25 protein-coding genes and 1 tRNA gene are annotated in these 22,447 nt (G+C 42.1%); 19 read left to right on the top strand and 7 right to left on the bottom strand.

The window, feature by feature from the left end; all coding sequences use genetic code 11:
• Window positions 1-74 precede the first annotated feature (74 nt).
• The 8 genes from V7Z64_RS02305 to V7Z64_RS02270 all read left to right on the top strand — a co-directional run bounded on the left by V7Z64_RS02305 (window position 75) and on the right by V7Z64_RS02270 (window position 7,731).
• Complete coding sequence (locus V7Z64_RS02305; RefSeq protein WP_219985126.1) at window positions 75-704, top strand: helix-turn-helix transcriptional regulator; 630 nt, start codon at window positions 75-77, stop codon at window positions 702-704.
• A gap of 12 nt (window positions 705-716) precedes the next feature.
• On the top strand, window positions 717-1,523 hold the full coding sequence (locus V7Z64_RS02300; protein ID WP_219985089.1) for a pyruvate, water dikinase regulatory protein: 807 nt from the start codon (window positions 717-719) through the stop codon (window positions 1,521-1,523).
• A 291-nt stretch (window positions 1,524-1,814) separates the two neighbouring features.
• Complete coding sequence (gene dnaG, locus V7Z64_RS02295) at window positions 1,815-3,629, top strand: DNA primase (protein WP_297989290.1); 1,815 nt, start codon at window positions 1,815-1,817, stop codon at window positions 3,627-3,629.
• Entirely contained in the window at window positions 3,622-4,740 is a 1,119-nt protein-coding gene (rpoD, locus tag V7Z64_RS02290) for an RNA polymerase sigma factor RpoD (protein WP_091703891.1), read from the top strand. Before dnaG ends, rpoD begins: the two co-directional genes overlap by 8 nt.
• A gap of 74 nt (window positions 4,741-4,814) precedes the next feature.
• Window positions 4,815-5,348, top strand: coding sequence for a hypothetical protein (locus V7Z64_RS02285; RefSeq protein WP_219985087.1), 534 nt, complete (start codon window positions 4,815-4,817; stop codon window positions 5,346-5,348).
• 110 nt (window positions 5,349-5,458) lie between these two features.
• A complete protein-coding gene (gene cccA, locus V7Z64_RS02280) occupies window positions 5,459-5,821 on the top strand; it encodes a cytochrome c550 (RefSeq protein WP_003393933.1) in 363 nt (120 codons plus the stop codon).
• A 90-nt stretch (window positions 5,822-5,911) separates the two neighbouring features.
• Window positions 5,912-6,616: a tRNA (adenine(22)-N(1))-methyltransferase gene (locus V7Z64_RS02275; RefSeq protein WP_297989284.1), complete on the top strand. Its 705-nt coding sequence runs from the start codon at window positions 5,912-5,914 to the stop codon at window positions 6,614-6,616.
• Window positions 6,613-7,731 (top strand): Nif3-like dinuclear metal center hexameric protein, encoded by a 1,119-nt coding sequence (locus tag V7Z64_RS02270; protein ID WP_297989282.1) that lies wholly within the window; start codon window positions 6,613-6,615, stop codon window positions 7,729-7,731. The genes V7Z64_RS02275 and V7Z64_RS02270 overlap by 4 nt, the downstream gene beginning before the upstream one ends.
• Before the next feature lie 9 nt (window positions 7,732-7,740).
• Here the strand turns inward: V7Z64_RS02270 and V7Z64_RS02265 are convergent, their stop codons facing one another.
• Entirely contained in the window at window positions 7,741-8,688 is a 948-nt protein-coding gene (locus tag V7Z64_RS02265) for a 4-hydroxy-3-methylbut-2-enyl diphosphate reductase (protein WP_297989280.1), read from the bottom strand.
• 67 nt (window positions 8,689-8,755) lie between these two features.
• Window positions 8,756-9,214 carry a VrrA/YqfQ family protein gene (gene vrrA, locus V7Z64_RS02260; protein WP_297989278.1) on the bottom strand — a complete coding sequence of 153 codons (459 nt, stop codon included), beginning with the start codon at window positions 9,212-9,214 and terminating at the stop codon, window positions 8,756-8,758.
• 166 nt (window positions 9,215-9,380) lie between these two features.
• On the opposite strand from vrrA, the gene V7Z64_RS02255 reads away from it, so the two are divergent.
• A complete protein-coding gene (locus V7Z64_RS02255) occupies window positions 9,381-10,661 on the top strand; it encodes a DEAD/DEAH box helicase (protein WP_297989276.1) in 1,281 nt (426 codons plus the stop codon).
• 13 nt (window positions 10,662-10,674) lie between these two features.
• On the top strand, window positions 10,675-11,562 hold the full coding sequence (locus V7Z64_RS02250) for a deoxyribonuclease IV (protein ID WP_297989274.1): 888 nt from the start codon (window positions 10,675-10,677) through the stop codon (window positions 11,560-11,562).
• 23 nt (window positions 11,563-11,585) lie between these two features.
• On the opposite strand, the gene V7Z64_RS02245 is transcribed toward V7Z64_RS02250, so the two are convergent.
• Window positions 11,586-11,840 carry a DUF2624 domain-containing protein gene (locus V7Z64_RS02245; RefSeq protein WP_297989272.1) on the bottom strand — a complete coding sequence of 85 codons (255 nt, stop codon included), beginning with the start codon at window positions 11,838-11,840 and terminating at the stop codon, window positions 11,586-11,588.
• 138 nt (window positions 11,841-11,978) lie between these two features.
• On the opposite strand from V7Z64_RS02245, the gene V7Z64_RS02240 reads away from it, so the two are divergent.
• The 4 genes from V7Z64_RS02240 to V7Z64_RS02225 all read left to right on the top strand — a co-directional run bounded on the left by V7Z64_RS02240 (window position 11,979) and on the right by V7Z64_RS02225 (window position 14,900).
• Window positions 11,979-12,800: a YitT family protein gene (locus V7Z64_RS02240; protein ID WP_297989314.1), complete on the top strand. Its 822-nt coding sequence runs from the start codon at window positions 11,979-11,981 to the stop codon at window positions 12,798-12,800.
• Between the two features lie 63 nt (window positions 12,801-12,863).
• A complete protein-coding gene (locus tag V7Z64_RS02235; RefSeq protein ID WP_297989269.1) occupies window positions 12,864-13,619 on the top strand; it encodes a metal ABC transporter ATP-binding protein in 756 nt (251 codons plus the stop codon).
• 15 nt (window positions 13,620-13,634) lie between these two features.
• Entirely contained in the window at window positions 13,635-14,468 is an 834-nt protein-coding gene (locus V7Z64_RS02230) for a metal ABC transporter permease (protein ID WP_297989267.1), read from the top strand.
• A 6-nt stretch (window positions 14,469-14,474) separates the two neighbouring features.
• Complete coding sequence (locus V7Z64_RS02225; RefSeq protein WP_297989264.1) at window positions 14,475-14,900, top strand: Fur family transcriptional regulator; 426 nt, start codon at window positions 14,475-14,477, stop codon at window positions 14,898-14,900.
• A gap of 2 nt (window positions 14,901-14,902) precedes the next feature.
• On the opposite strand, the gene V7Z64_RS02220 is transcribed toward V7Z64_RS02225, so the two are convergent.
• The gene (locus tag V7Z64_RS02220) at window positions 14,903-15,478 is read right to left on the bottom strand and encodes a hypothetical protein (RefSeq protein WP_297989262.1); all 576 of its coding nucleotides are present in this window, start codon (window positions 15,476-15,478) and stop codon (window positions 14,903-14,905) included.
• A gap of 129 nt (window positions 15,479-15,607) precedes the next feature.
• Here V7Z64_RS02220 and V7Z64_RS02215 point away from each other — a divergent pair, with 129 nt between their 5' ends.
• Window positions 15,608-15,943: a hypothetical protein gene (locus V7Z64_RS02215; RefSeq protein ID WP_003393962.1), complete on the top strand. Its 336-nt coding sequence runs from the start codon at window positions 15,608-15,610 to the stop codon at window positions 15,941-15,943.
• 21 nt (window positions 15,944-15,964) lie between these two features.
• Here the strand turns inward: V7Z64_RS02215 and ispG are convergent, their stop codons facing one another.
• Both ispG and V7Z64_RS02205 read right to left on the bottom strand, forming a co-directional pair.
• Window positions 15,965-17,059, bottom strand: a complete 1,095-nt coding sequence (gene ispG / locus V7Z64_RS02210; protein ID WP_297989258.1) for a flavodoxin-dependent (E)-4-hydroxy-3-methylbut-2-enyl-diphosphate synthase — start codon at window positions 17,057-17,059, stop codon at window positions 15,965-15,967.
• Between the two features lie 79 nt (window positions 17,060-17,138).
• Window positions 17,139-17,450 carry a type IV pilus assembly protein FimV gene (locus V7Z64_RS02205; protein WP_297989256.1) on the bottom strand — a complete coding sequence of 104 codons (312 nt, stop codon included), beginning with the start codon at window positions 17,448-17,450 and terminating at the stop codon, window positions 17,139-17,141.
• A 160-nt stretch (window positions 17,451-17,610) separates the two neighbouring features.
• On the opposite strand from V7Z64_RS02205, the gene V7Z64_RS02200 reads away from it, so the two are divergent.
• Complete coding sequence (locus V7Z64_RS02200) at window positions 17,611-19,353, top strand: methyl-accepting chemotaxis protein (protein ID WP_297989254.1); 1,743 nt, start codon at window positions 17,611-17,613, stop codon at window positions 19,351-19,353.
• A 14-nt stretch (window positions 19,354-19,367) separates the two neighbouring features.
• Here the strand turns inward: V7Z64_RS02200 and V7Z64_RS02195 are convergent, their stop codons facing one another.
• Window positions 19,368-20,141, bottom strand: coding sequence for a DUF1189 domain-containing protein (locus V7Z64_RS02195; RefSeq protein WP_297989252.1), 774 nt, complete (start codon window positions 20,139-20,141; stop codon window positions 19,368-19,370).
• A gap of 137 nt (window positions 20,142-20,278) precedes the next feature.
• Here V7Z64_RS02195 and V7Z64_RS02190 point away from each other — a divergent pair.
• The 3 genes from V7Z64_RS02190 to V7Z64_RS02180 all read left to right on the top strand — a co-directional run bounded on the left by V7Z64_RS02190 (window position 20,279) and on the right by V7Z64_RS02180 (window position 22,434).
• A tRNA-Ile gene (locus V7Z64_RS02190) sits at window positions 20,279-20,352 on the top strand.
• A gap of 166 nt (window positions 20,353-20,518) precedes the next feature.
• Window positions 20,519-21,127, top strand: a complete 609-nt coding sequence (sodA, locus tag V7Z64_RS02185) for a superoxide dismutase SodA (RefSeq protein ID WP_297989250.1) — start codon at window positions 20,519-20,521, stop codon at window positions 21,125-21,127.
• Window positions 21,128-21,219: 92 nt separating this feature from the next.
• Window positions 21,220-22,434 (top strand): MFS transporter, encoded by a 1,215-nt coding sequence (locus V7Z64_RS02180; protein ID WP_297989248.1) that lies wholly within the window; start codon window positions 21,220-21,222, stop codon window positions 22,432-22,434.
• Window positions 22,435-22,447 lie beyond the last annotated feature (13 nt).

Here is a 22,447-nt window from a genome sequence, read left to right as displayed (position 1 = left end):
TTTTGTTTGCAAAATATGAAGATGAATTATAATATGGTCTTATAATGTAGCCTATTGTAAGGTGGTGAGCGACAATCGAACTCAATAAACGTCAAGAACAAATTTTGCAAATCGTCAAAGATCACGGTCCGATTACAGGTGAGCACATCGCTGAGAAGCTTAATTTGACGCGTGCGACGTTGAGACCAGACTTGGCCATTTTGACGATGGCGGGATATTTAGAGGCGAGACCTCGTGTCGGTTATTTTTACACAGGAAAAACAGGGACGCAGTTGCTTGCCGATAAAATTAAAAAAATTAAAGTAAGTGACTATCAATCCATTCCTGTTGTCATTCATGAAAACGTGAGCGTCTATGATGCGATTGTCACGATGTTTTTAGAGGATGTTGGCACGTTGTTTGTCGTGGACGAGGAATCTTTGCTCGTCGGCGTTTTATCTCGGAAAGATTTGCTTCGCGCGAGCATCGGAAAACAAGAGTTAACATCGATCCCTGTCAATATCATTATGACGAGAATGCCGAATATTACATTTTGTGAAAAAGATGACTTACTTATTGATGTCGCCCAAAAATTGATTGAAAAACAAATTGATGCGATGCCTGTCGTTAAAAAAGTAGACAAAGGGTATGAAGTTGTTGGGCGCATCACGAAAACAAATATGACGAAGGTGCTTGTCGCGCTAGCGAAAGAAGACGTGCTTTAAAGGGGGAAAAACATGAGCCAGATCGTATACGTCGTATCCGATTCAGCAGGAGAGACGGCAGAACTCGTTGTGAAGGCGGCGGCGAGTCAGTTTCAAGGGGCGCTCGTGCAGTTCCGACGTGTCCCGTACGTAGAGGACGTCGAGACGTTATCGGAAGTTGTCGCTTTAGCTAAAATGAACCGAGGGATCATTGTATTTACATTAGTGATACCAGAAATGCGCCGATTTTTATTAGCTGAGGCGGCACGTGAAGGAGTTCCAGTATATGACATTATCGGGCCGCTCATTGAACAAATGGAACAACTATTCGGAATGACGCCACGTTGCGAGCCAGGACCTGTTCGTGTACTAGATGAAGATTACTTCCGTAAAATTGAAGCTATCGAATTTGCAGTGAAATACGACGATGGACGTGATCCGCGCGGCATTTTGCGAGCAGATATCGTGTTAATTGGCGTATCACGCACGTCAAAAACGCCATTATCACAATATTTAGCCCATAAGCGCTTTAAAGTAGCGAACGTGCCCATCGTTCCAGAAGTTGATCCGCCAGAAGAGCTATTTCAAGTGCCGCCAGAAAAATGTTTTGGATTGAAAATTAGCCCAGAAAAGTTAAATGAAATTCGTCGTGAGCGATTGAAGTCGCTCGGGTTAGATGATCGCGCCATTTATGCAAATATCGATCGGATTAAAGAGGAATTGCAATATTTTGATGGCATCGTAAAAAAAATTGGCTGCGAAGTCATCGATGTAACAAATAAAGCTGTTGAAGAAACAGCAAACGTCATCATGAATATTATGCGGAAAAGAGAGAAATAAACGAATGGAGCACAGTCACAATAGTGATATGTGCTTTTCATTTTGATGTATTTTTATAGCCAACTCATGTTTTTTATATTATAATAAAAAATTGTGATAAAACAGGTTTAGACTGAACATAGGACGAATAAACTATTTATAGCTAATTGTCAAGTGACAATACATCGGGATTTTCGACAATATTTTTTTCGCAAAAAGAAGGATTGTTTCGCGCGATGGAGAATAAAAACATACAAAACATTTCTATATCAGAAACGAGTTTTGTCGAAATATGTTTGGAGCTGTTGGAACATGGGACAACGCATTCCTGAAGAAACGGTTGAGCACATTCGTCGCTCAGTCGATATTGTAGACATCATTCAGCAGTATGTTTCACTGAAGAAGCAAGGGCGCAACTACTTTGGATTATGTCCTTTCCACGGAGAGAAAACACCTTCTTTTTCTGTTTCACCAGAAAAACAAATTTACTACTGTTTTGGATGTGGAGCAGGCGGAAATGTGTTTTCGTTTTTAATGGAAATTGAAGGGATCACATTCATTGAGGCTGTAAAGCGATTGGCGCCGCGGGCAAATGTGGACTTATCGGACGTTGTCGATGATCATCCATCGGCTAAACGAACAGAAACAGCGGTGATGGTTGCAGCACATGAGCTGTTAAAAAAGTTTTATCACCATTTGCTTATGCATACAAATGAAGGAGAGGAAGCACTAAACTACTTGCTTCAACGTGGATTTACGCTCGAGGTCATTGAACAGTTCGAAATTGGCTACGCTTTGCCATCTTGGAATGCGGCTGTTACGTTTTTAGCAAACAAAGGCTTTTCCCTTCCACTTATGGAACGGGCGGGCTTAATTGCGAAAAAATCAGGTGAGGACTCATATTTTGATCGTTTTCGCCACCGCATTATGTTTCCGATTCATAACCATCAAGGAGAAACGGTTGCCTTTTCGGGCAGAACGCTCGGAAACGAAGATCCGAAGTACGTCAATAGCCCTGAAACACCCATTTTTAATAAACGAAACATTTTATATCATTTTCATGAGGCGCGTTTGCCGATGAGGCAAAAGCAGCAAGTCGTTCTACTTGAAGGGTTTGCAGATGTAATTGCTGCTGTGCAAGCGGGCATTACCCATGCGGTAGCAACGATGGGGACGGCGTTATCAGAAGAGCAAGCACGTATGCTGCGTCGAAACGCCTCGTCGGTGATCGTTTGTTACGATGGTGATCGAGCTGGGATAGATGCTGCGTTGCGGGCGTCAGAAACGCTCGTTGAGGCTGGTTGCTACGTAAAAGTCGCGATGATGCCAGATGGACTCGATCCTGATGAGTACGTGCGTCGATACGGTGCTGATCGTTTTCGTCATCACGTACTTGATGCGAGCTTGTCGTTGACGGCGTTTAAGCTTGAATATTTAAAGCGCGGTCATCATTTACAAAACGAAAGCGAGCGTCTTCGCTACATTGAAGAAGCGGTAAAAGAAATTAGCCGGTTATCTAATGCGATTGAAGCCGATTATTACTTGCGACAACTTGCTGATGAGTTTTCTATTTCAATGGATGCATTGCGCGAACAAATGGCGGTATATGGGAAGAAGCAACAAGTTGAACGCAAGAAAGAGCATCGCGAAACAGTATTGCCGCCTACGAAATCGAAATTGTTGCCAGCCTTTCAAAAGGCAGAGCGGATGTTAATCGCACATATGTTGCGTGATAAAGCGATCGCCTTTACGGTTCAACAAGCGATTGAAGGAGCATTCAACATTGAAGAACATCGCGCCATTGTCGCTTATGTATATGCGTTTTACGAAGAAGGACACGAACCCGATGTAAGCTCGTTACTTGAACGCATTCATGATCCACAATTAAAGCGCACCGTTACAGAGCTGGCGATGATGCCGATAAACGAAAATATTTCATCAGCAGAGTTACAAGATTATATCCAATGCGTGCTCAATTACCCTCAAGAACAGTTGTTGAAGCAAAAAGAAGCGCAGCTACGTGAAGCCGAACGACAAAAAGATTATGAGCGCGCCAAACGCATTGCAAGTGAGATCATCGCATTGCGAAAGTCTTTGCATTTTGGAAGGAGGGGAATAAATGGCTGAAAAGTCAACACATTCCGATTTAACGTTAGAACAAGTAAAAGAACAATTAGTTGAACTAGGTAAAAAACGTGGTGTTCTTACCTATGAAGAAATCGCTGAACGATTATCCCCGTTTGATCTCGATTCCGATCAAATGGATGAATATTATGAGTATTTGAGCGAACAAGGTATCGAAGTCGTCGGCGAGTCTGATCTCGATGATGCTGATTTAGACGATCCAGATTTCGACGATTTGAAAGATGAAGAGTTCGATTTAAACGATTTAAGCGTTCCGCCGGGCGTGAAAATTAACGATCCTGTTCGCATGTATTTAAAAGAAATCGGCCGCGTTCCGCTATTGTCAGCGGAGGAAGAAATTGAACTAGCGAAACGTATTGAACAAGGAGACGAAGAAGCTAAACGTCGTCTAGCAGAAGCGAATCTCCGCCTCGTCGTAAGCATTGCGAAACGTTACGTCGGTCGCGGTATGCTTTTCCTTGACTTAATTCAAGAAGGGAATATGGGCTTAATCAAGGCGGTCGAGAAATTTGATTACCGCAAAGGATATAAATTTAGCACGTACGCAACATGGTGGATTCGCCAAGCAATTACGCGCGCCATTGCTGACCAAGCGCGTACGATCCGCATTCCTGTCCATATGGTTGAAACGATTAACAAGCTTATTCGCGTTCAGCGTCAGCTGTTGCAAGATCTCGGTCGCGAGCCATCTCCTGAAGAAATTGCAGAAGAGATGGATTTAACACCAGAAAAAGTGAGAGAAATTTTAAAAATTGCTCAAGAACCTGTGTCGCTTGAAACACCGATTGGCGAAGAAGACGATTCGCATTTAGGTGACTTCATTGAAGACCAAGATGCGACATCTCCTGCCGAACATGCGGCGTATGAACTATTGAAAGAACAGCTCGAAGACGTGTTAGATACGCTAACAGATCGAGAAGAAAACGTGCTTCGTCTTCGCTTCGGCCTTGACGATGGACGGACGCGAACGCTTGAAGAAGTCGGAAAAGTGTTTGGTGTGACGCGCGAGCGCATTCGCCAAATTGAAGCGAAAGCGTTGCGAAAACTACGCCATCCAAGCCGTAGCAAACGTTTAAAAGACTTTTTAGAATAACCGTTTACAAGAAATAGTTTACTTCTTACAATAGAAGTAAGCTATTTCTTTATTTAGGAAGGAATGCGTATTCAATGGAACAAAAACGAAAAGAGATCATTATTAACGAAATTAAGTATTGGAAGAAGACGCGGCTGTTGCCGGAACAATATTGCGATTTTCTTCTTGCATTGTATACAGAAGGAAATCGTGACGATGTTGAACGATCAACGAGACAAGTACCGACATGGGCAATCCGTGCAACGATGGCGATGATCGGCATATGTTTACCGCTTGCTCTTCTTGTCATTTATTTTACTGAATTGTCGTTCGTTTTGCAAACGCTCATTTTGTCACTTTTTGTCATAATTTGTTTTATAGCCGTTCGTTTTTTTGTGCAAAACAAGATGTTAACGCATATTGCGCTTATTGTTGGAGCTTTGTCGTTGCTCCTTCTTTCGATTCGTGCGAGCGATTTTTATTTCTCGGGAAGTACGAATGCATTAGCGGCGGCAGTTATGTTCAACTGTTTCGTCTGGCTGTTGATCGGTTGGCGTTTTTCGCTTATGTATTTTTTCATTTCGGGCGTTGTCGGCATCATTCTTCTTATTTCTTCATTTTTCATTTAAAAAAATTTACATACGGGGCTTTTCCTTTATGGGAATTTAAAGTACAATAAAATTGTTTGTAACGTTTTCATTTTGAAAAACATGCTTTATTACATAAGGGAGGGTAAAGTATGAATCGCAATCCGTTAATCCCATTTGCACTCATTATGGTGATGGGAATTGGTCTCATTTTCTTTCTGTCTGTAAAAGGCCTCGGAGATATGAAAGAAGTCGCGAAAGAGAAAGAAGGCGGCGCAAAGACAGAAGAAACAGCAGCAGCTGGTCCAGAAGACATTTACAAGAAAAGCTGTGTAGCATGTCATGGTGCGAACTATGAAGGTGGCGTTGGTCCAGCATTAACAGGCGTGGGCGATCGTTTATCTGTCGACCAAATTAAAGAGGTATTAGTAAACGGTCGTGGAAGCATGCCAGCTGGATTAGTACCTGCGGATCAAGCAGAAGAAATGGCAAAATGGCTTGCCGAATTGAAATAAACGAAGCTGAAAAGTCCCTTTACTTCGGTGAAGGGATTTTTCGTTTTTTGTAAAACGTGATAAACTGAAGAAAAAAGCGTGGTGATCATTGTGAATGAATTACAATTATCTAAGCGATTGCAAACGGTCGTTTCATTTATTCCAAAAGGAAGCGTGTTGGCAGATATCGGATCAGATCATGCGTATTTGCCATGTTATGCGTATTTACATGGATACATAACAAAAGCGATTGCGGGGGAAGTAGCAGATGGACCGTTTCGTTCAGCAAAACAGCAAGTAGAAAAGTGCGGACTTTCTCACGTTATTTCCGTTCGTAAAGGAGACGGTCTACAAGTTGTAGCGCCAAATGAAGTGGATTGTGTGACGATTGCCGGAATGGGAGGAACGCTCATCTCCAACATTTTAGAAGCAGGGAAAGAAAAACTATGCGTTGTTAAACGGTTAATTTTACAGCCGAACGTTGGCGCTCATATTGTGCGTAAATGGCTATTGGAAAATGATTGGGAATTGATTGGTGAGCGCATTTTAGAGGAAGATGGACAAATTTATGAAGTGCTCGTTGCCGAACGAGGTCATCCGCATCGACCATATACACAACTCCATGTCGAATTGTTGCTCGGTCCATTTTTATTAAAAGAAAGAAATGAAGCGTTCGAAAAGAAATGGATGATGGAAATGAGTCATTGGCGCGATGTGATCGAGCAGTTAAAACATGCAAAAACAGAAGAAGCGATAAAAAAGAAGCAACAGTTTATTGAAACATTACGCATAGTAGAGGAGGCTTTAAAACGATGAAAACGCCAAACGGATATGAAATCATTCAGCTGTTCGAACAATTTGCTCCGAAACATTTGGCGATGGAAGACGACAAAATTGGTTTGCAAATCGGTACATTAAATAAACCGATTCGCCGTGTCATGATTACGCTAGATGTGTTAGAACAAGTTGTCGATGAAGCGATTGAACATCAAATCGATTTAATCATTGCCCACCATCCACCGATTTTCCGCCCGCTCAAACATATTGTGACCGACCAACCGTACGGTCGAATGATTGAAAAATGTATAAAACACGATATTGCCGTCTACGCTGCGCATACGAATTTAGATATTGCAAAAGGAGGGGTGAATGATTGGCTTGCTGAAGCTTTGCAACTGCAAGACGTTGACGTTCTCGTTCCAACGTATGAGGAGCCGCTAAAAAAGCTTGTTGTATATGTGCCGCGTACGCATGCGGACGCGGTGAGAGAGGCAATGGGTGATGCGGGGGCTGGGCATATCGGAAATTATAGTCATTGCACATTTAACAGTGAAGGGGTTGGCACCTTTTTGCCAGAAGAAGGAGCCAATCCGTTTATCGGTCAGCAAGGAACGTTAGAGACAGTAGAAGAAGTACGGATTGAAACGATTGTTCCTGCCAGCTTGCAACGAAAAGTGGTGCGGGCCATGTTACAGGCACATCCGTATGAAGAAGTGGCATATGACATATATCCACTTGAAAATAAAGGAACGGCATATGGGCTTGGACGGATCGGCAAGTTAAGCGAAGAAATGACGTTGCAACAATTCGCTGAACATGTGAAGGCGTCATTGCAAGTGCCGGCTGTTCGTGTCGTCGGCGAGTTAGATAGCCGCGTTCGCAAAGTAGCGGTTATCGGAGGAGACGGAAATAAATATATTCGCGAGGCAAAAATGCGAGGTGCGGATGTGTACGTTACTGGCGACTTATACTATCACGTCGCACATGATGCGTTAATGCTCGGTTTAAACGTCGTTGATCCGGGACATCATGTCGAAAAAGTGATGAAAGAAGGGGTAGCGAACGTATTAAAAACGATGTGCGCACAACAAAAATTTGCAGTTGATATATATGTGTCTCAAGCGAATACAGAACCATTTACGTTCATATAAAAAAGAGGCTTATTCGCCTCTTTTTTTCACTTTCGGTAAAATTTTTGTTAGCGGTACTTTTCGTTCACGCTTCCATGTTTCAGGACGATTTGGATCAAACTGCTCTAAAAAGTCAACGACTTCTTTTGTAATCGGTGTTGGCGTCGATGCACCAGCAGTAACCGCCACTTTTTTCGCATCTTTAATCCATTCAATATCGATTTCTGTCACATCCGCTACCCGATAAGCCTTCGTTCCGGCAATTTCTTCGGATACTTGAGCAAGTCGATTTGAGTTATTGCTTCGCGGGTCGCCAACAACAATCGTCACATCTGCTTCTTTCGCTTGTTCAGCGACCGCTTCTTGCCGTACTTGCGTCGCTAGACAAATTTCACGATGCATTTCAGCATGCGGATATTTTTCTTTTACTTTTTCCATAATATGCGCAACGTCCCATTGACTCATTGTTGTTTGGTTCGTTACAATAATGTGTTCTGATTGAATATTCAGTTGTTCCACATCTTCAGGTTTCTCGATTAAATGAACGGCATGAGGTGCGACGCCAATTGCCCCTTCAGGTTCAGGGTGTCCTTTCTTTCCAATGTAAATGACTTCATATCCATTAGCAACTTTCTCGCGAATGAGCTCATGCGTTTTTGTGACGTCTGGGCATGTCGCATCGATGGTGACAAGCCCTTTTTCTCGTGCGCGTTCTTTTACTTCAGGTGAAACGCCATGAGCCGTAAAGATGACCGTCCCTCGATCGATCTTTTCTAAAATCTCAAGTCGATTCGGTCCGTCAAGCGTAATAATGCCTTCTTCTTCAAACGCATCTGTGACATGTTTATTATGAACGATCATGCCTAAAATGTAGATCGGTCTTGGTAACGTTGGATCAAGCGCGGCGTTGCGGGCAATGACCATTGCATCAACGACTCCGTAACAATATCCGCGTGGCGTAATTTTTATCACTTCCATATGGATCGCTCCTTCTCGGCGTGTTTGTCGCTTTCATTATATAAAAGAAGGAGCGAACATACAAAAGTTAAATATATAATTTCGGAATCGATTGACCATTTTTCTTCGTTTTCTCTTGTTTTTGCTCTTTTTGTTTGCGTGCAGTTGGAACGGGACGTTGTTTGTTTACTATTTGTTTCTCAGTCGTAGCAGCGCTTGTTTCGCTCGCTGCTTCACTTGTTTTCGCTGTGGAATCAGACTGTTTCAATTCGCGGAAAATTCGCATCATCGATGGTACGCTTTTAATGAGTGGACCGTATTGTTGCACCATTGGTGTAATCGTTTGAACCATGTGCAACATTTTTTGTACATTCGTTAACATCGAATCAATGCTCGGTAATGCGCCACCAGCGCCGAGTGTTTGTGCAGGGAGTTGACTGCCAAACAGACGTGAAAACATGCCTCCCTGCACTTGTCGCATCATAGGTTGTTGCCACATGGGCGGCATTGGCGAACGAGAAGGTGGAAACATAAATGGATGTCGCAATGAAAATCCTCCTTTCCGTATGAGTTAACTAATAAGGTGTGTGTTTGCTTTTTCATCTATATTACGATATGCACAAAAGTTCATATAGTTGAATGAACGGTTAGTGTTCGTATATAATATGTAACTGGTTTATTTTTTTACTGAATAAGAAAGGGGATGAGAAATCGTGTTTGAACGTTTTTCGTTTCATCCGTTTATTATAGAAGCGATTCATCATATGCAGTTTCATAAACCGACACCGATTCAAGAGCGTGTCATTCCCGCAGTGTTGCGGGGGGAAAGCGTCATCGGTCAGTCGCAAACAGGGACAGGAAAAACTCATGCTTATTTATTGCCGATCATCCAGCGTATTGATCCACATGTGGAAGAAGTGCAGGCAGTCATTACAGCACCGACTCGTGAGTTAGCAACACAAATTTATCATGAAGTGTTAAAAATTACGAAATTTTGTCCAGATGATTATCGAATTACAGCGCGCTGTTTTGTCGGTGGGACGGATAAGGTGCGAGCGATTGAAAAATTAAAAACACAACCTCATATTGTGATTGGTACACCAGGACGCGTTTATGATCTCGTTCGTGAACAGGCTTTATTTGTTCATACTGCCCGCATGCTTGTTATTGATGAGGCGGATGTCATGCTCGATATGGGGTTCATTACGGACGTCGATCAAGTGGCAGGACGAATGCCTGGAGATTTACAAATGCTCGTCTTTTCCGCGACGATTCCCGAAAAACTTAAGCCTTTTTTGAAAAAGTATATGGAGAACCCAACTCATATTCATATCGCTCCGAAACAAGTAGCAGCGTCGACGATTGAACATATTCTTGTTCCGCTTCGCCATCGCGACCGTTTGCAGCTTTTACACGATATATTAATTAGTTATAATCCATATTTAGCTATCGTATTTGCAAATACGCGCAAAACAGCTGATGAAGTGGCGGCAGGCTTAATTGAAAAAGGATTAAAAGTAGGTGTGCTACATGGCGATTTAACACCACGTGAGCGGAAAAAGACGATGAAGGCCATTCGTGACTTGCAATTTCAATATATTGTTGCGACAGATTTGGCAGCGCGAGGCATTGACATTGAAGGCGTCAGCCATGTCATAAACTATGAGCTGCCGACGGATTTAGACTTTTATGTTCACCGTGCGGGTCGCACAGGACGTGCTGGCTATGCTGGGATTGCAACGACGATTTATGAAGCATCAGATCAACATGCGCTTGTGAAGCTAGAAAAAAAAGGGATTCAGTTTCTCCATCGCGACTTGCGTCATGGGGAATGGATCGAGCTTGATGCATGGAACGGCCGTAAAAGAGAGAAAAAAGTTGATGAAGTTGAGCAACTTGTGGAAAAAATAGCGAAAAAGCAAAAGAAAGTAAAGCCAGGGTATAAGAAAAAATTACGTGAGCAACTGAAAAAACAAAGAGCGAAAAAGAAATAAGGGAGAGAATAGGGTGTTAAAAATTGGTTCACACGTATCGATGAGCGGAAAAGAGATGTTATTAGCTGCAAGTAAAGAAGCCGTTTCTTACGGGGCAAACACATTTATGATTTACACAGGGGCACCGCAAAACACAAAGCGCAAACCGATTGAACAGTTAAACATTGATCAAGGAATTGCACATATGAAAGCGCACGGCATTGATGAAATTGTTGTGCATGCCCCATACATTATTAATATTGGTAATACAATCAATGCGGATACGTTTTCGCTTGGCGTCTCTTTTTTGCGCTCGGAAATTGAACGAACGGAAGTAATTGGCGCTAAGCAGCTCGTCCTTCATCCTGGTGCACATGTCGGTGCAGGAATTGGGGCTGGGATTGCTAAAATTATAGAAGGATTAAACGAAGTGATCACACGTGAGCAACAAGTGCAAGTGGCGTTAGAAACAATGGCCGGGAAAGGGTCGGAATGTGGAAGCCGCTTCGAAGAGTTGGCGAAAATCATTGACGGTGTCGCTTATAACGACAAATTATCTATTTGTTTTGATACATGCCATACGCATGATGCCGGATATGATATTGTCAATGATTTCGATGGTGTGTTGGAACAGTTTGATCGTATCATCGGGCTTGATCGTCTGAAAGTACTGCATATTAATGATAGTAAAAATCCGTGCGGAAGCCGCAAAGACCGCCACGAAAACATCGGTTTCGGTCATATTGGCTTTGACGCATTAAATTATATTGTGCATCATCCACAACTCATGCATGTGCCAAAAATTTTAGAGACACCGTATGTTGGCGAAAAGTCGGCTGCGAAACCACCATATCAATTTGAAATCGCGATGTTACGTGCCCAACAGTTTGATCCAAATGTTCGTGAAAAAATTGCCGAGTAGAAGGCTGTCAACAGGCAGCCTTCTTACTGTATAAATTGGCGGATCAAGTCATTCGCCTGTTTAGCAAGATGTGGAGACGTGCGATGGGCAAGTTCACGAATCCAATTTTTTCTCGCTTGTTCGTTGAACACGTCAATCGTTTTTTCGCGCATCATTTGAATAATGATGTCCGCGTCTTTTGCTGAAAGCGACACGTTGTATTGTTTTGCGTACATCATTAGCTCATTTGCGGTGATCGATTTCATTTTATGTTGGACAATTTTATGATATACATTCACGAAACATCCCTCCTTGTTTACGATATGAAAAAGACGGAAGAGATGTGCGATGGTATAATGAAATAAACGAAAGGGGAGATTCGGGTGAAGAGGGAGCACAGAAAAGAGACAATAAGCCACTTGTTATATCGCGTCGTCATGATGACAATCGGTGCGACGCTCGCAGCGTTGTCGATCGAGTTGTTTCTAGTTCCAAATGAAATTATTGATGGGGGGGTCATCGGTATTTCCCTTATCCTTGATCGCATCCTTGCGAATGATGCATGGTTAAACTTTGCAACGCTCGTTATTTTGATAAACGTACCATTTATGTATTTTGGTTATAAACAAATCGGAAAAACGTTTATGCTTTCCTCACTTTATTCTATCGTTGTTTTAGCTGTTATGGAGCGCTTGTTTCATCATGTATCCCCGTTCACAACAGATTCCATTTTAGCAACAGTATTTGGTGGCGCTATCCTTGGTGCAGGTGTAGGACTTGTCATTCGACATGGCGGTTCGTTAGACGGAACAGAAATTTTAGGTATTTTAATGACGAAAAAGTTACCGTTTTCTGTTGGTGAATTTGTCATGTTTACGAACGTCTTTATTTTTACTTGGGCGGCATTTGTATTTGGACCGAAACAAGCGATGTATTCTGTTTTGACATATTACATTGCCTTTAAAACGATTGATACGGTCATTCAAGGGTTAGATGAAACAAAAGCGGTATTTATCGTGTCGGATCGCTATGAAGAAGTATCGGATGCCATTTTGAATCGACTCGGACGCGGCACGACAAAGCTAATGGGGAAAGGTGGATATACAGATGAACAAAAAGAAGTCATTTATGCAGTCGTCACACGCCTAGAAGTGACGAAATTGAAGTCGATTGTATATGAAATTGATCCAAATGCCTTTATTACCATTATGAATACGCAAGAAGTGCGCGGCGCGAAATTTAAGTCCGCTATTCATTAATGAGAATAAATGCGTTATACTTACTGATGAATCGGAATCATTTTGAATTAAGGTGGTTAAGCAATGGATGATATTTTACGTATGGAGAACGTATCGTTTCGATATGACGATGAGGATGTATTGCAACATATCGATTTTCGCATTCCAAAAGGTGCTTTCGTCGGTTTAGTTGGTCCGAATGGTTCAGGGAAATCAACGTTGTTAAAATGTATTTTACGATTGCTAAAGCCGCAGGCAGGACGCATTTTTTTATTCGGCACACCGATTGAACAGTTTAAAGATTGGTATAAAATCGGCTTTGTATCTCAAAAAGCAAACAGTTTTAATACAGGATTTCCCGCGACGGTGTATGAAGTTGTAGCAAGCGGTTTGACCGGGAAGCTCGGTTTATTTCGCCGATTTAAACAAAGCGATGAAAAAGCAGTATATGAAGCGATCGATGCAGTCGGTATGAGCCCGTTCATCAATCGGAACATTGGTGAACTTTCGGGTGGGCAGCAGCAACGTGTGTTTATTGCTCGCGCCATTGTGTCGCAACCGGAATTTTTAATTTTAGATGAGCCGACTGTTGGAGTCGATATACATCACGTACAAAGTTTTTATGACATGCTTGAGCGATTAAATAAACAACATCATATGACATTACTTCTTGTGACGCATGATATTGGGACAATTACGGAAAAAGTGACACATGTTGCTTGTTTAAATAAACATTTACATTTTCATGGAAGTGTGCAGCAGTTCGCACAGCTAAAGACAGAAGATGTAGCATCATTTTATGGTCATCACCTCCATTTGCTCGCCCATGACCATGTGTAGAAAGGGACGATATGCATGTTAGAAGCATTATTTCAGTATGAGTTTTTGCGAAATGCGTTCATTGTCGGGATATTCATTGGCTTTATCGCACCTCTTTTAGGGGTGTTTATTGTCGTTCGACGTTTGTCGCTTATTGCTGATGCATTAAGTCATGTGACGCTTGCAGGGATCGCCGCCAGCTTGCTTGTGCAAAAAAAAATTTTAACGACAACAACATTAAATCCAATCTATATCGGAATGGCCTTTTCTGTTGCAGGCTCATTATTTATTGAAAAATTGCGCACCGTATATAAACATTATCAAGAGTTAGCTATTCCGATTATTTTATCTGGTGGCATCGGACTAAGTGTCATCTTCATTTCTCTTGCCGATGGATTTAATACCGATTTGTTTTCGTATTTATTTGGAAGCGTGAGCGCAGTAAGCCGCGCGGACGTATGGACGATCGGGATGATTTTTTTAATTGTACTTACAGTAATTGTATTGTTTTATAAAGAATGGTTTATTTTATCATTTGACGAAGAGTATGCTCAAGCATCAGGTGTAAAAGTAAAAGCGCTCCATTTTATTTTCATCGTGTTAGTTGCGCTCGTCATTGCTGCCTCGATGCGAATTGTCGGTATTTTACTCGTTTCGTCACTTATGACGCTTCCGGTGGCGGCAAGTATTCGGGTTGCTAGAGGATTTAAACAAGCGTTATGTTTTTCCATATTATTCGGCGAACTTGCCGTTATTGCGGGTTTGCTTCTCTCGTATTACTTAAATTTAGCTCCCGGTGGAACGATTGTATTGTTAGCTGTTTTCATATTAATTGGTGCGATCATGTGGAAAAAGTGGAAGAGAGGATGAAGAAGCATGAACGTGTCTGAAGCGCTTGAGTTAATGAAAAAAAGGGGATTTAAGTATACAGGAAAGCGGGAAGAAATGTTACAATTGTTCGCGCAGACGGAAAAATATTTAACAGCAAAAGATGTACTTGATGTCATGAAAGAACGGTACCCAGGACTCAGTTTTGATACAGTTTACCGCAATTTAGCACTGTTTGTCGAGCTAGGTATTTTAGAAATGACGGAGCTTTCTGGAGAGAAGCGTTTTCGATTTACGTGCAATGTGCACCACCATCACCATCATTTTATTTGTATGTCATGTGGAAAAACGAAAGAGCTGGTGACGTGTCCGATGAACGAATTATCCGAAGATTTGCAAGGATACACCATTTCAGGTCATAAGTTCGAAGTGTACGGAATGTGTCCATCATGCCAACAACAAGCTGATGTATAGTGTCAGCTTGTTGTTGTAACTAATTGTTCCACCTTTTCCTTTGCCTCATTCCAATGATACACGCGAATGACGCCTTCTGGGAGTGGACCGCGGTTATACGGCGTGTCAAATAAAATGACAGGAATATGGCATTGTTCAGCAATGTCACAAGCATTGTCGTATTTATCTTCAAAAAAAATATCGATGTTGTACTTTTTTACTGCTTCAATTTTGTCATGCGAACCGACAAGATCGATATGGTGATAATGCACACCATGTTTTCGAAACCATTTTTCTGTAATGTCGTATAAGTGGCGACCACGTGCACTAATGTAATACAGTTCGTATTTATCCTTCCAACTGTTGATGACCTCTAATGCTCCATTGGCAAGAGGGGCTTCGCTGTAAATGATCGGTTCATATTGTTCCATCCATTCATTTAATTTTTCTTCTGTTGTGTCTAAAAAAGGAACTAAGTCGTAATCTGTAATATCATCGAGCGTTAAATTTTTTTGAAACGACTCATTTAAATATGGAATGAATGTACTTGGACATGTGACCGTCCCGTCAATATCGATGCCAAATCGCCGTTTGAACATATAGTTTCCCCTTTCTATGATGCAGTTTCCTCGCCCATTATATCACTGACATAAAGTAACATCTATAATGCCGCTTCGTTTACTCCATAATAATAGTGCTCCTCATTTCACGAAAGCGAGGGAATTGTCATGGACAATGAACGTGAGCGATTGTATGACAACACACGAATAGACACGGTTCCAAATGTAGAAAGAGACTTTATGGAGGAAACAGCAGGTGAAATCGCAGAGCCGATTCGATTTTCTGACAAAGAAGTAGATCGTGGAGAAAACGGTCGCGGAGTCGGCTGGCTCGCACTTGCTTTATCGATTGTTTCCCTTTTTCTTATGCCAGTCATTATGGGAGCAGCCGGCATTATTTTCGGATTTATCGCCCGCCGTCGAGGGGCAGAGACGTTAGGGGCTTGGGCGATCGGAATCGGTGCTGTCTCCATCATTTTAAGCTTTTTCGTTCGATTTTGGTAAATAAGAGGGGGTACGCCCCTCTTATTTTTGTTTTCCTTTCGACGCATATTCTTCCGCTAATTTGTCGATTTCTTTTTTCAACTCTTCAACCATTGTTTCTTCAGGTACTTTGCGAACGATTTTTCCATGGCGAAACAATAATCCTTCTCCGCGAGCCCCTGCAATGCCGATGTCCGCTTCGCGCGCTTCCCCCGGTCCATTTACTGCACAACCGAGCACAGCGACTTTAATCGGTGCTTTAATTTTTGCGATATATTCTTCAATTTCATTTGCTATGCGAATTAAGTCAATTTCAATTCGTCCGCATGTTGGACAAGAAATTAACGTTGCCGCATTTGCAGCGAGACCGAACGCTTTCAGCAGCTCCCGCGCCACTTTCACTTCTTCGACAGGATCAGCGCTGAGAGATACACGTACGGTGTTGCCAATTCCTTTGCTTAAAATCGCTCCAAGCCCTGCAGCGCTTTTTACTGTCCCTGCAAATAACGTACCGGATTCAGTAATGCCGAGATGAAGTGGATAGTCGAACGCTTGAGCTGCTTTTTCGTACGCCTCAATGGCTAAGCGTACGTCGGAAGCCTTGAGTGAAACGATAATGTCTTCAAAATCAAGGTCTTCTAAAATGCGAATATGGTGCAAAGCACTTTCAACCATACCATCTGCAGTTGGATACCCGTATTTTTCTAAAATGCGCTTTTCGAGCGAGCCAGCATTGACACCGATACGAATCGGTACTCCGCGCTCTTTTGCTGCCTTAACGACCGCCTCGACTTTTTCACGCTTGCCAATGTTTCCGGGATTAATACGAATTTTATCCGCGCCGTTTTCAATCGCCTTTAAAGCGAGACGATAGTCGAAATGAATATCGACAACGAGCGGGATATGAATACGTTTTTTTATTTCAGCAATCGCATCGGCTGCTCTCTCGTCTGGGCAAGCGACGCGAACGATTTGGCACCCAGCTTCTTCTAACCGATGGATTTGTGCAACAGTTGCATCTACATCATGCGTTTTTGTCGTCGTCATACTTTGAATGACGACTTCGTTGTTCCCGCCGATTGTAATGTTCCCAACGCGAACAGGGCGGGTTTTTGAACGATGAATGATTTCACCCACGCGTCAATCGCTCCTTTAACGTATTAATCAAATCATTTTTTATTGTAGCAATGTTTCTCGTTTGTTGACAATGTTTTTGCTATTTCCGCTTATAGTATGGAATGCGATATGTTTTCCCGACTTGAAGTGAATGGGCGTTGACATGGGGATTGAGCGTTTGAAAATCTGCAATAAGTTGATGAATGGATACCGGCAACTTTCCATCCGTGTCACGTTCGGCGATCGAAAGGAGGGTATCGCCACGTTGAACGGTAACCTCGCGATATGGAAGCTCGTTCGTTTGTTTGACCGTTTTTTCTGCATGAATTGTATGAATCGTTCCTTTTGTGACATCATGATACGCAATGGCACATATGGCAACGAGCATAAAAAGAATGAGAAGCTTTTTCATGATATTCCCCCATTTTCCTTTTCTTATTTATCCATATGGCTTGTCTGATCGATGTATGCGTAAAAATTACATATGCTTTACATTGTTTTACAATGGCTTAACATATGATTGATATCTTTTTGGTATTCTTTGTCTGTATTTGTCGAAGGGGGGATGTGCGGTGGGCGCACAAATAAAAAGGTATGTACAATACATTAGAAAACATATGAATATGTCTACATTCCAATCATCACCAAAAGTAAAAAAATGGTTACTTCAAATTAGTTTACAAAATCGTTTATTTATCTTATTTTTTAGCGTATTGATTACTTCATTAAGCGTCGTCGGGGTGATTGCATACCATCAGGCAAAGGAAACGACAGTAAAAGCGATCGAAAATCGTTTGGAACGAGAAGCAAAGATGATGTTTGATGTGGCCCGTAATCTTATGTACATTCATGCAGGAAATGAACAACTGTTTGAAAAAAGCTTACGTTCTACCGTTAAGCAACAAAAAGCTGAGCTTATGCAAGACGGGTTGGCTGTACATATTTTTCTCATTCGTGAAGGAAAAGTAAAAACATTTGAGCGAAATGAACAGCTCGATGTACCAACATCGCTTCAAGAAACGATTGTGAAACAAAAAAACGGTGTTTCGCATATGGAATGGGACGGGCAAACATATACGTTTGCATATAAAACGATTCAAGAGTTAAAAGGAACTTATGTGATAGCGGTAACGAATGAACAATTTATGAAGCCCATTCATCAGCTTGCACAGCTGACAATCATAGCTATTGCTGTGAGCGTTATTATTTCTGCATTCATGATTAAATGGCTCGTGAGTGGGCTAACGAGACCGATTGCTCAACTTCGCCATGCGATGAGCCGGCTGTCACGCGGTGATTTAACGGTTGATGAACATATTTATTCAACGACGCCGGAAGTGGACTCGCTTTCGCGCAGTTTTCAACGCATGTTAATGAATATGAAAAATATGATTCGCGAAATGAATGAAATGACAAAGCAGTTAACGATGACAGGTGGCGATTTAGGGCACGTTTCGCAGCATGCGATGGAGTCGAACGATCATCTTATGGCAGCCATTGCAACTGTGAAACAAGGGGCTGAAGAAACGGCAAGTGCTTCAGATGAAAGCATTTATCGTGTAGATGAGATGAAAAAACGAATGGAACGTTTATTAACAAGCGTGCAAAACATTTCGGGAAGCGCTAAAGATATGAATATGTCTTCGCGAGGTGGGGAGGAGCGACTGACGCATTTAATTACTGACATTCATTCGTTCGCTGAAGAGTTTAAAAAAGTAAACGATACGATTCAAAGCGTAAAACATCATTCGACGTCGATTACAAAAGTTGTGGATGTCATCCGACAAATTGCTGAACAAACGAAGCTATTGGCGCTTAATGCAACAATTGAAGCCGCGCGCGCCGGTGAGGCTGGAAAAGGATTTGCCGTCGTTGCTATGGAAGTAAGGAAATTAGCAGAGCATGCGTCGAAAGCAACGGGGGAAATTACATCGTCCATCTTTGCGATGGAGGAAGTAGCAACTTATGCGACAAATCAGTTTGAAGGCATGATGACGCACTTGCAACATCAACTCACATCTGCAAATGAAGCAAAATGCTCATTCGACCGTTTATTAACAGAGATTCAGCGCGTCAACCGAAACGTTGCTGAAATGGAGGGGGAGCTAGAACAGTTTCAGCAATTGTTGCCGATGATTGAAACGGTCACCATGGCATTTGCTTCTGTTGCCCAACAAACGTTAGCAAGTGCAGAAGAAATGATGTCTGTTTCTCATGACCAAACAAAACAAATGAATGATATGTATCGTGTTGGTGAGCGATTAAATGAATTATCGCAATCATTATCAACGCTTACCTCTACATTTAAAGTATAAAAGAAGCAGGCGCATCAGCCTGCTTCTTTTATAGAAGGGAGTTCTTTAATGGAGACGAACAAAATCGTTATAGAAACAAACCAGTCTAAAGCGACCGCATAAGGTACAACGATTTGCAACGTTTCCATAACGGCGAAAAAAATTGTTGCTAGCGTGATGGAGTAAGCGGATATGCTCCACATATGGCGATACGTTCCGCGCTTATTTAATGTTCCGCGAAAAATAAGGCCGATAAATGCAAGAACGGTAACGTAAAGAAATTTACTCGTGCATGTGAAAAAGTACAGAACAAGAAACGATAGTGCGATGACAATAGGAAGCAGCGATTGTAGTGTCCGAGCGAACTCATATACATCTTCCCTTGTGAATCGATCCACTTGCATGAAAGCGTACGGATATGATTGCACATGTCCATTGGCGACAAGTACAAGCTCCTCTTTTAAAAATGCAACAGCATTGACGTAGCGTGTTGCATCAGCTGTGGTGAGCGTACCTGTGCTATCGAATAAAATCGTTACGTCCGGATGCGTTCGTTCGATTGGTTCATTTTCATTTGATGTCAGTTTTCCATTTATGACCTCAAATGAAGGAAGCTCTTGTTTAAGTAGCTGATGCGTTGAGTCGATCATTTTGTTTATGCTCATTGTGAAATAAATGGCGATCGGCAACGTCGCAATAAGCGATAAAAAGAATACGTAGCTAATCGCCTTTCCGATCGGATGAAAGCGAAAGCGCGCAATATGTACCGGGGAATAAAGGCTTTGTAACAATCGTCTCCACATCAACATTCACATCCTTTTCATGTTTACGCGTCATCATTTCCCATTCTACTTCTTTTTATGTTCGCTACACAACCATTTTGTTTCACCATTTGCACGTATTGACGATAGGTTACTTTTTTGATAAAATTACCATCGAATATGACGGACCCTTAGCTCAGCTGGTTAGAGCGGACGGCTCATAACCGTCTGGTCGCAGGTTCGAGTCCTGCAGGGTCCATTTGCCTCGCTGAGCAAGTTGGCGAGGTTTTTTTGCAAATAATTTGAAACATTCGCTTCATTTTGGTACTCTTAAAGTAGGTTCACTTATGAAACTTTTCTGTTTGTTAAACGTGTAAATAAGTTTCATTAGTGAATGATTACATAATGAAGAGGAGGAATGAAGCATGGCATTTGAATTACCACAATTGCCTTATGCGTACGACGCATTGGAACCACATATTGACAAAGAAACGATGAACATTCATCACACGAAACATCATAATGCGTATGTCACTAACTTAAACGCGGCGCTTGAAGGACATCCAGGGTTACAAAACAAAACAATCGAAGAGTTAATGGCCAATTTAGAAGCAGTGCCTGAAAGCATTCGTACAGCTGTCCGCAATAACGGTGGAGGACACGCAAACCACTCACTATTTTGGACAATTCTTTCGCCAAATGGTGGCGGTGAGCCAACAGGTGAATTAGCAGAGGCGATTAACAGCACGTTCGGCAGCTTTGAAAAATTTAAAGAAGAATTTTCAAAAGCAGCTGCAACACGTTTTGGTTCTGGTTGGGCTTGGCTTGTCGTTCATAACGGCCAACTTGAAGTGACGAGCACACCAAACCAAGACACACCACTTATGGAAGGGAAAACACCAATTTTAGGATTAGATGTGTGGGAACATGCGTACTATTTGAAATATCAAAACCGCCGTCCTGACTACATTTCAGCATTTTGGAACGTAGTGAACTGGGACGAAGTTGCAAAACGTTACGCGGCAGCGAAATAATGAAAAAGAGCTCGACAAATTTTGTCGGGCTCTTTTTTGTATATCACTGTAAAAGAGTAGGCAAACTACTTGTCAAGAAAGGGAGTTTGCCTATGAATAGATGGAAACGAATAGTTTTGCATATTCGCACGCATCGACAGTTGTTTTTGTTATTGGCGATCGGTGGACTGTATGCTCTCAGCATCGCGCTGTCCAATACGTTTGTAAACGTGTATGTTTGGAAAAAAGTGAATAGCTTCCATGCGCTAGGTATATACAATTTAGCTATTGTGACATGGCAGCCGCTTGCGTTTATTGTTGCAGGGCAAATCGCTAAAAAAGTTGACCGAGTGATCGTTTTACGGATGGGCGTCACGTTTTTAGCGCTCTTTTTTTTAGTTGTCTTATTTAGCGGGGATCGGGCGATGAACCATTTATTTTTACTTGGCGGGTTGCTCGGTATTGGTTACGGTTTTTATTGGCTAGCATTTAACGTATTAACATTTGAAATTACCGAGCCGAGTACACGCGATTTATTTAACGGGTTGCTCGGAGCGATGACGTCTGTGGCGGGGATGGTTGGCCCGCCGCTTGCTGGCTGGGTCATCGCTTCGAGCGAGAAGTTTACCGGGTATATGGCCATTTTTTTATCCTCTTTATGTTTATTTATTGCAGCTGTTGTATGTAGCTTTTTTCTACATCGGAGACGATCGGCAGGCCGTTTCATGTTGCGATGTGCATATGCTGAACGGAAGAAAAATAAAAATTGGAGGATGATTACAAACGCCCATTTCTTTCAAGGATTTCGGGAAGGGACGTTCGTGTTTATCGTTTCGATTTTTTTATTTATAGCAACAGGAACGGAAAAAGCACTCGGTGTATTTGGCTTCGTCAATGCGATCGTTTCGTTTCTTACGTACTCGTTTGCCTCAAAATGTATAAACAAACGATGGCGGTTGCGCGCCATTTTATTTGGTGGCGTGCTATTATATGCTTCTGTATTTTTGCTCGTGTTCGATTTATCCTACTTCAAACTGATCGTATACGGTGCGCTCATTGCGATCGGATACCCGATTTTGCTCGTTCCATATTTGTCGCTTACATTTGACGTCATTGGACAAAGCCATTATGCGAAAGAGTGGCGAATTGAATACATTGTTGTACGGGAATTGTTTTTAAACGGTGGGCGTGCCACATCTGTTTTATTATTTTTACTAGCTATTACGTTATTTGAAGCAAAAGAGGCGATCCCGCTGCTAATGTTAATTGTTGGATCCGGGCATTTCATTATTTACTTTTTTGTAAGGCGCATTCGACTTTCTATGTAGAAATTTGCGAGCG

It is taken from the genome of Anoxybacillus sp. (assembly GCF_036834105.1).
Lineage (GTDB): Bacteria > Bacillota > Bacilli > Bacillales > Anoxybacillaceae > Anoxybacillus.
This window is presented reverse-complemented; position numbering and strand designations above follow the sequence as displayed.

Excerpts from the sequence above, each read along its gene's own strand:
- V7Z64_RS02300 (WP_219985089.1), top strand. The coding sequence starts at position 717 with ATGAGCCAGATCGTATACGTCGTATCCGATTCAGCAGGAGAGACGGCA.
- dnaG (WP_297989290.1), top strand. The coding sequence starts at position 1,815 with ATGGGACAACGCATTCCTGAAGAAACGGTTGAGCACATTCGTCGCTCA.
- rpoD (WP_091703891.1), top strand. The coding sequence starts at position 3,622 with ATGGCTGAAAAGTCAACACATTCCGATTTAACGTTAGAACAAGTAAAA.
- V7Z64_RS02285 (WP_219985087.1), top strand. The coding sequence starts at position 4,815 with ATGGAACAAAAACGAAAAGAGATCATTATTAACGAAATTAAGTATTGG.
- cccA (WP_003393933.1), top strand. The coding sequence starts at position 5,459 with ATGAATCGCAATCCGTTAATCCCATTTGCACTCATTATGGTGATGGGA.
- V7Z64_RS02270 (WP_297989282.1), top strand. The coding sequence starts at position 6,613 with ATGAAAACGCCAAACGGATATGAAATCATTCAGCTGTTCGAACAATTT.
- V7Z64_RS02265 (WP_297989280.1), bottom strand. The coding sequence starts at position 8,688 with ATGGAAGTGATAAAAATTACGCCACGCGGATATTGTTACGGAGTCGTT.
- V7Z64_RS02240 (WP_297989314.1), top strand. The coding sequence starts at position 11,979 with ATGATGACAATCGGTGCGACGCTCGCAGCGTTGTCGATCGAGTTGTTT.
- V7Z64_RS02235 (WP_297989269.1), top strand. The coding sequence starts at position 12,864 with ATGGATGATATTTTACGTATGGAGAACGTATCGTTTCGATATGACGAT.
- V7Z64_RS02230 (WP_297989267.1), top strand. The coding sequence starts at position 13,635 with ATGTTAGAAGCATTATTTCAGTATGAGTTTTTGCGAAATGCGTTCATT.
- V7Z64_RS02225 (WP_297989264.1), top strand. The coding sequence starts at position 14,475 with ATGAACGTGTCTGAAGCGCTTGAGTTAATGAAAAAAAGGGGATTTAAG.
- V7Z64_RS02220 (WP_297989262.1), bottom strand. The coding sequence starts at position 15,478 with ATGTTCAAACGGCGATTTGGCATCGATATTGACGGGACGGTCACATGT.
- V7Z64_RS02215 (WP_003393962.1), top strand. The coding sequence starts at position 15,608 with ATGGACAATGAACGTGAGCGATTGTATGACAACACACGAATAGACACG.
- V7Z64_RS02205 (WP_297989256.1), bottom strand. The coding sequence starts at position 17,450 with ATGAAAAAGCTTCTCATTCTTTTTATGCTCGTTGCCATATGTGCCATT.
- V7Z64_RS02195 (WP_297989252.1), bottom strand. The coding sequence starts at position 20,141 with ATGTTGATGTGGAGACGATTGTTACAAAGCCTTTATTCCCCGGTACAT.
- sodA (WP_297989250.1), top strand. The coding sequence starts at position 20,519 with ATGGCATTTGAATTACCACAATTGCCTTATGCGTACGACGCATTGGAA.
- V7Z64_RS02180 (WP_297989248.1), top strand. The coding sequence starts at position 21,220 with ATGAATAGATGGAAACGAATAGTTTTGCATATTCGCACGCATCGACAG.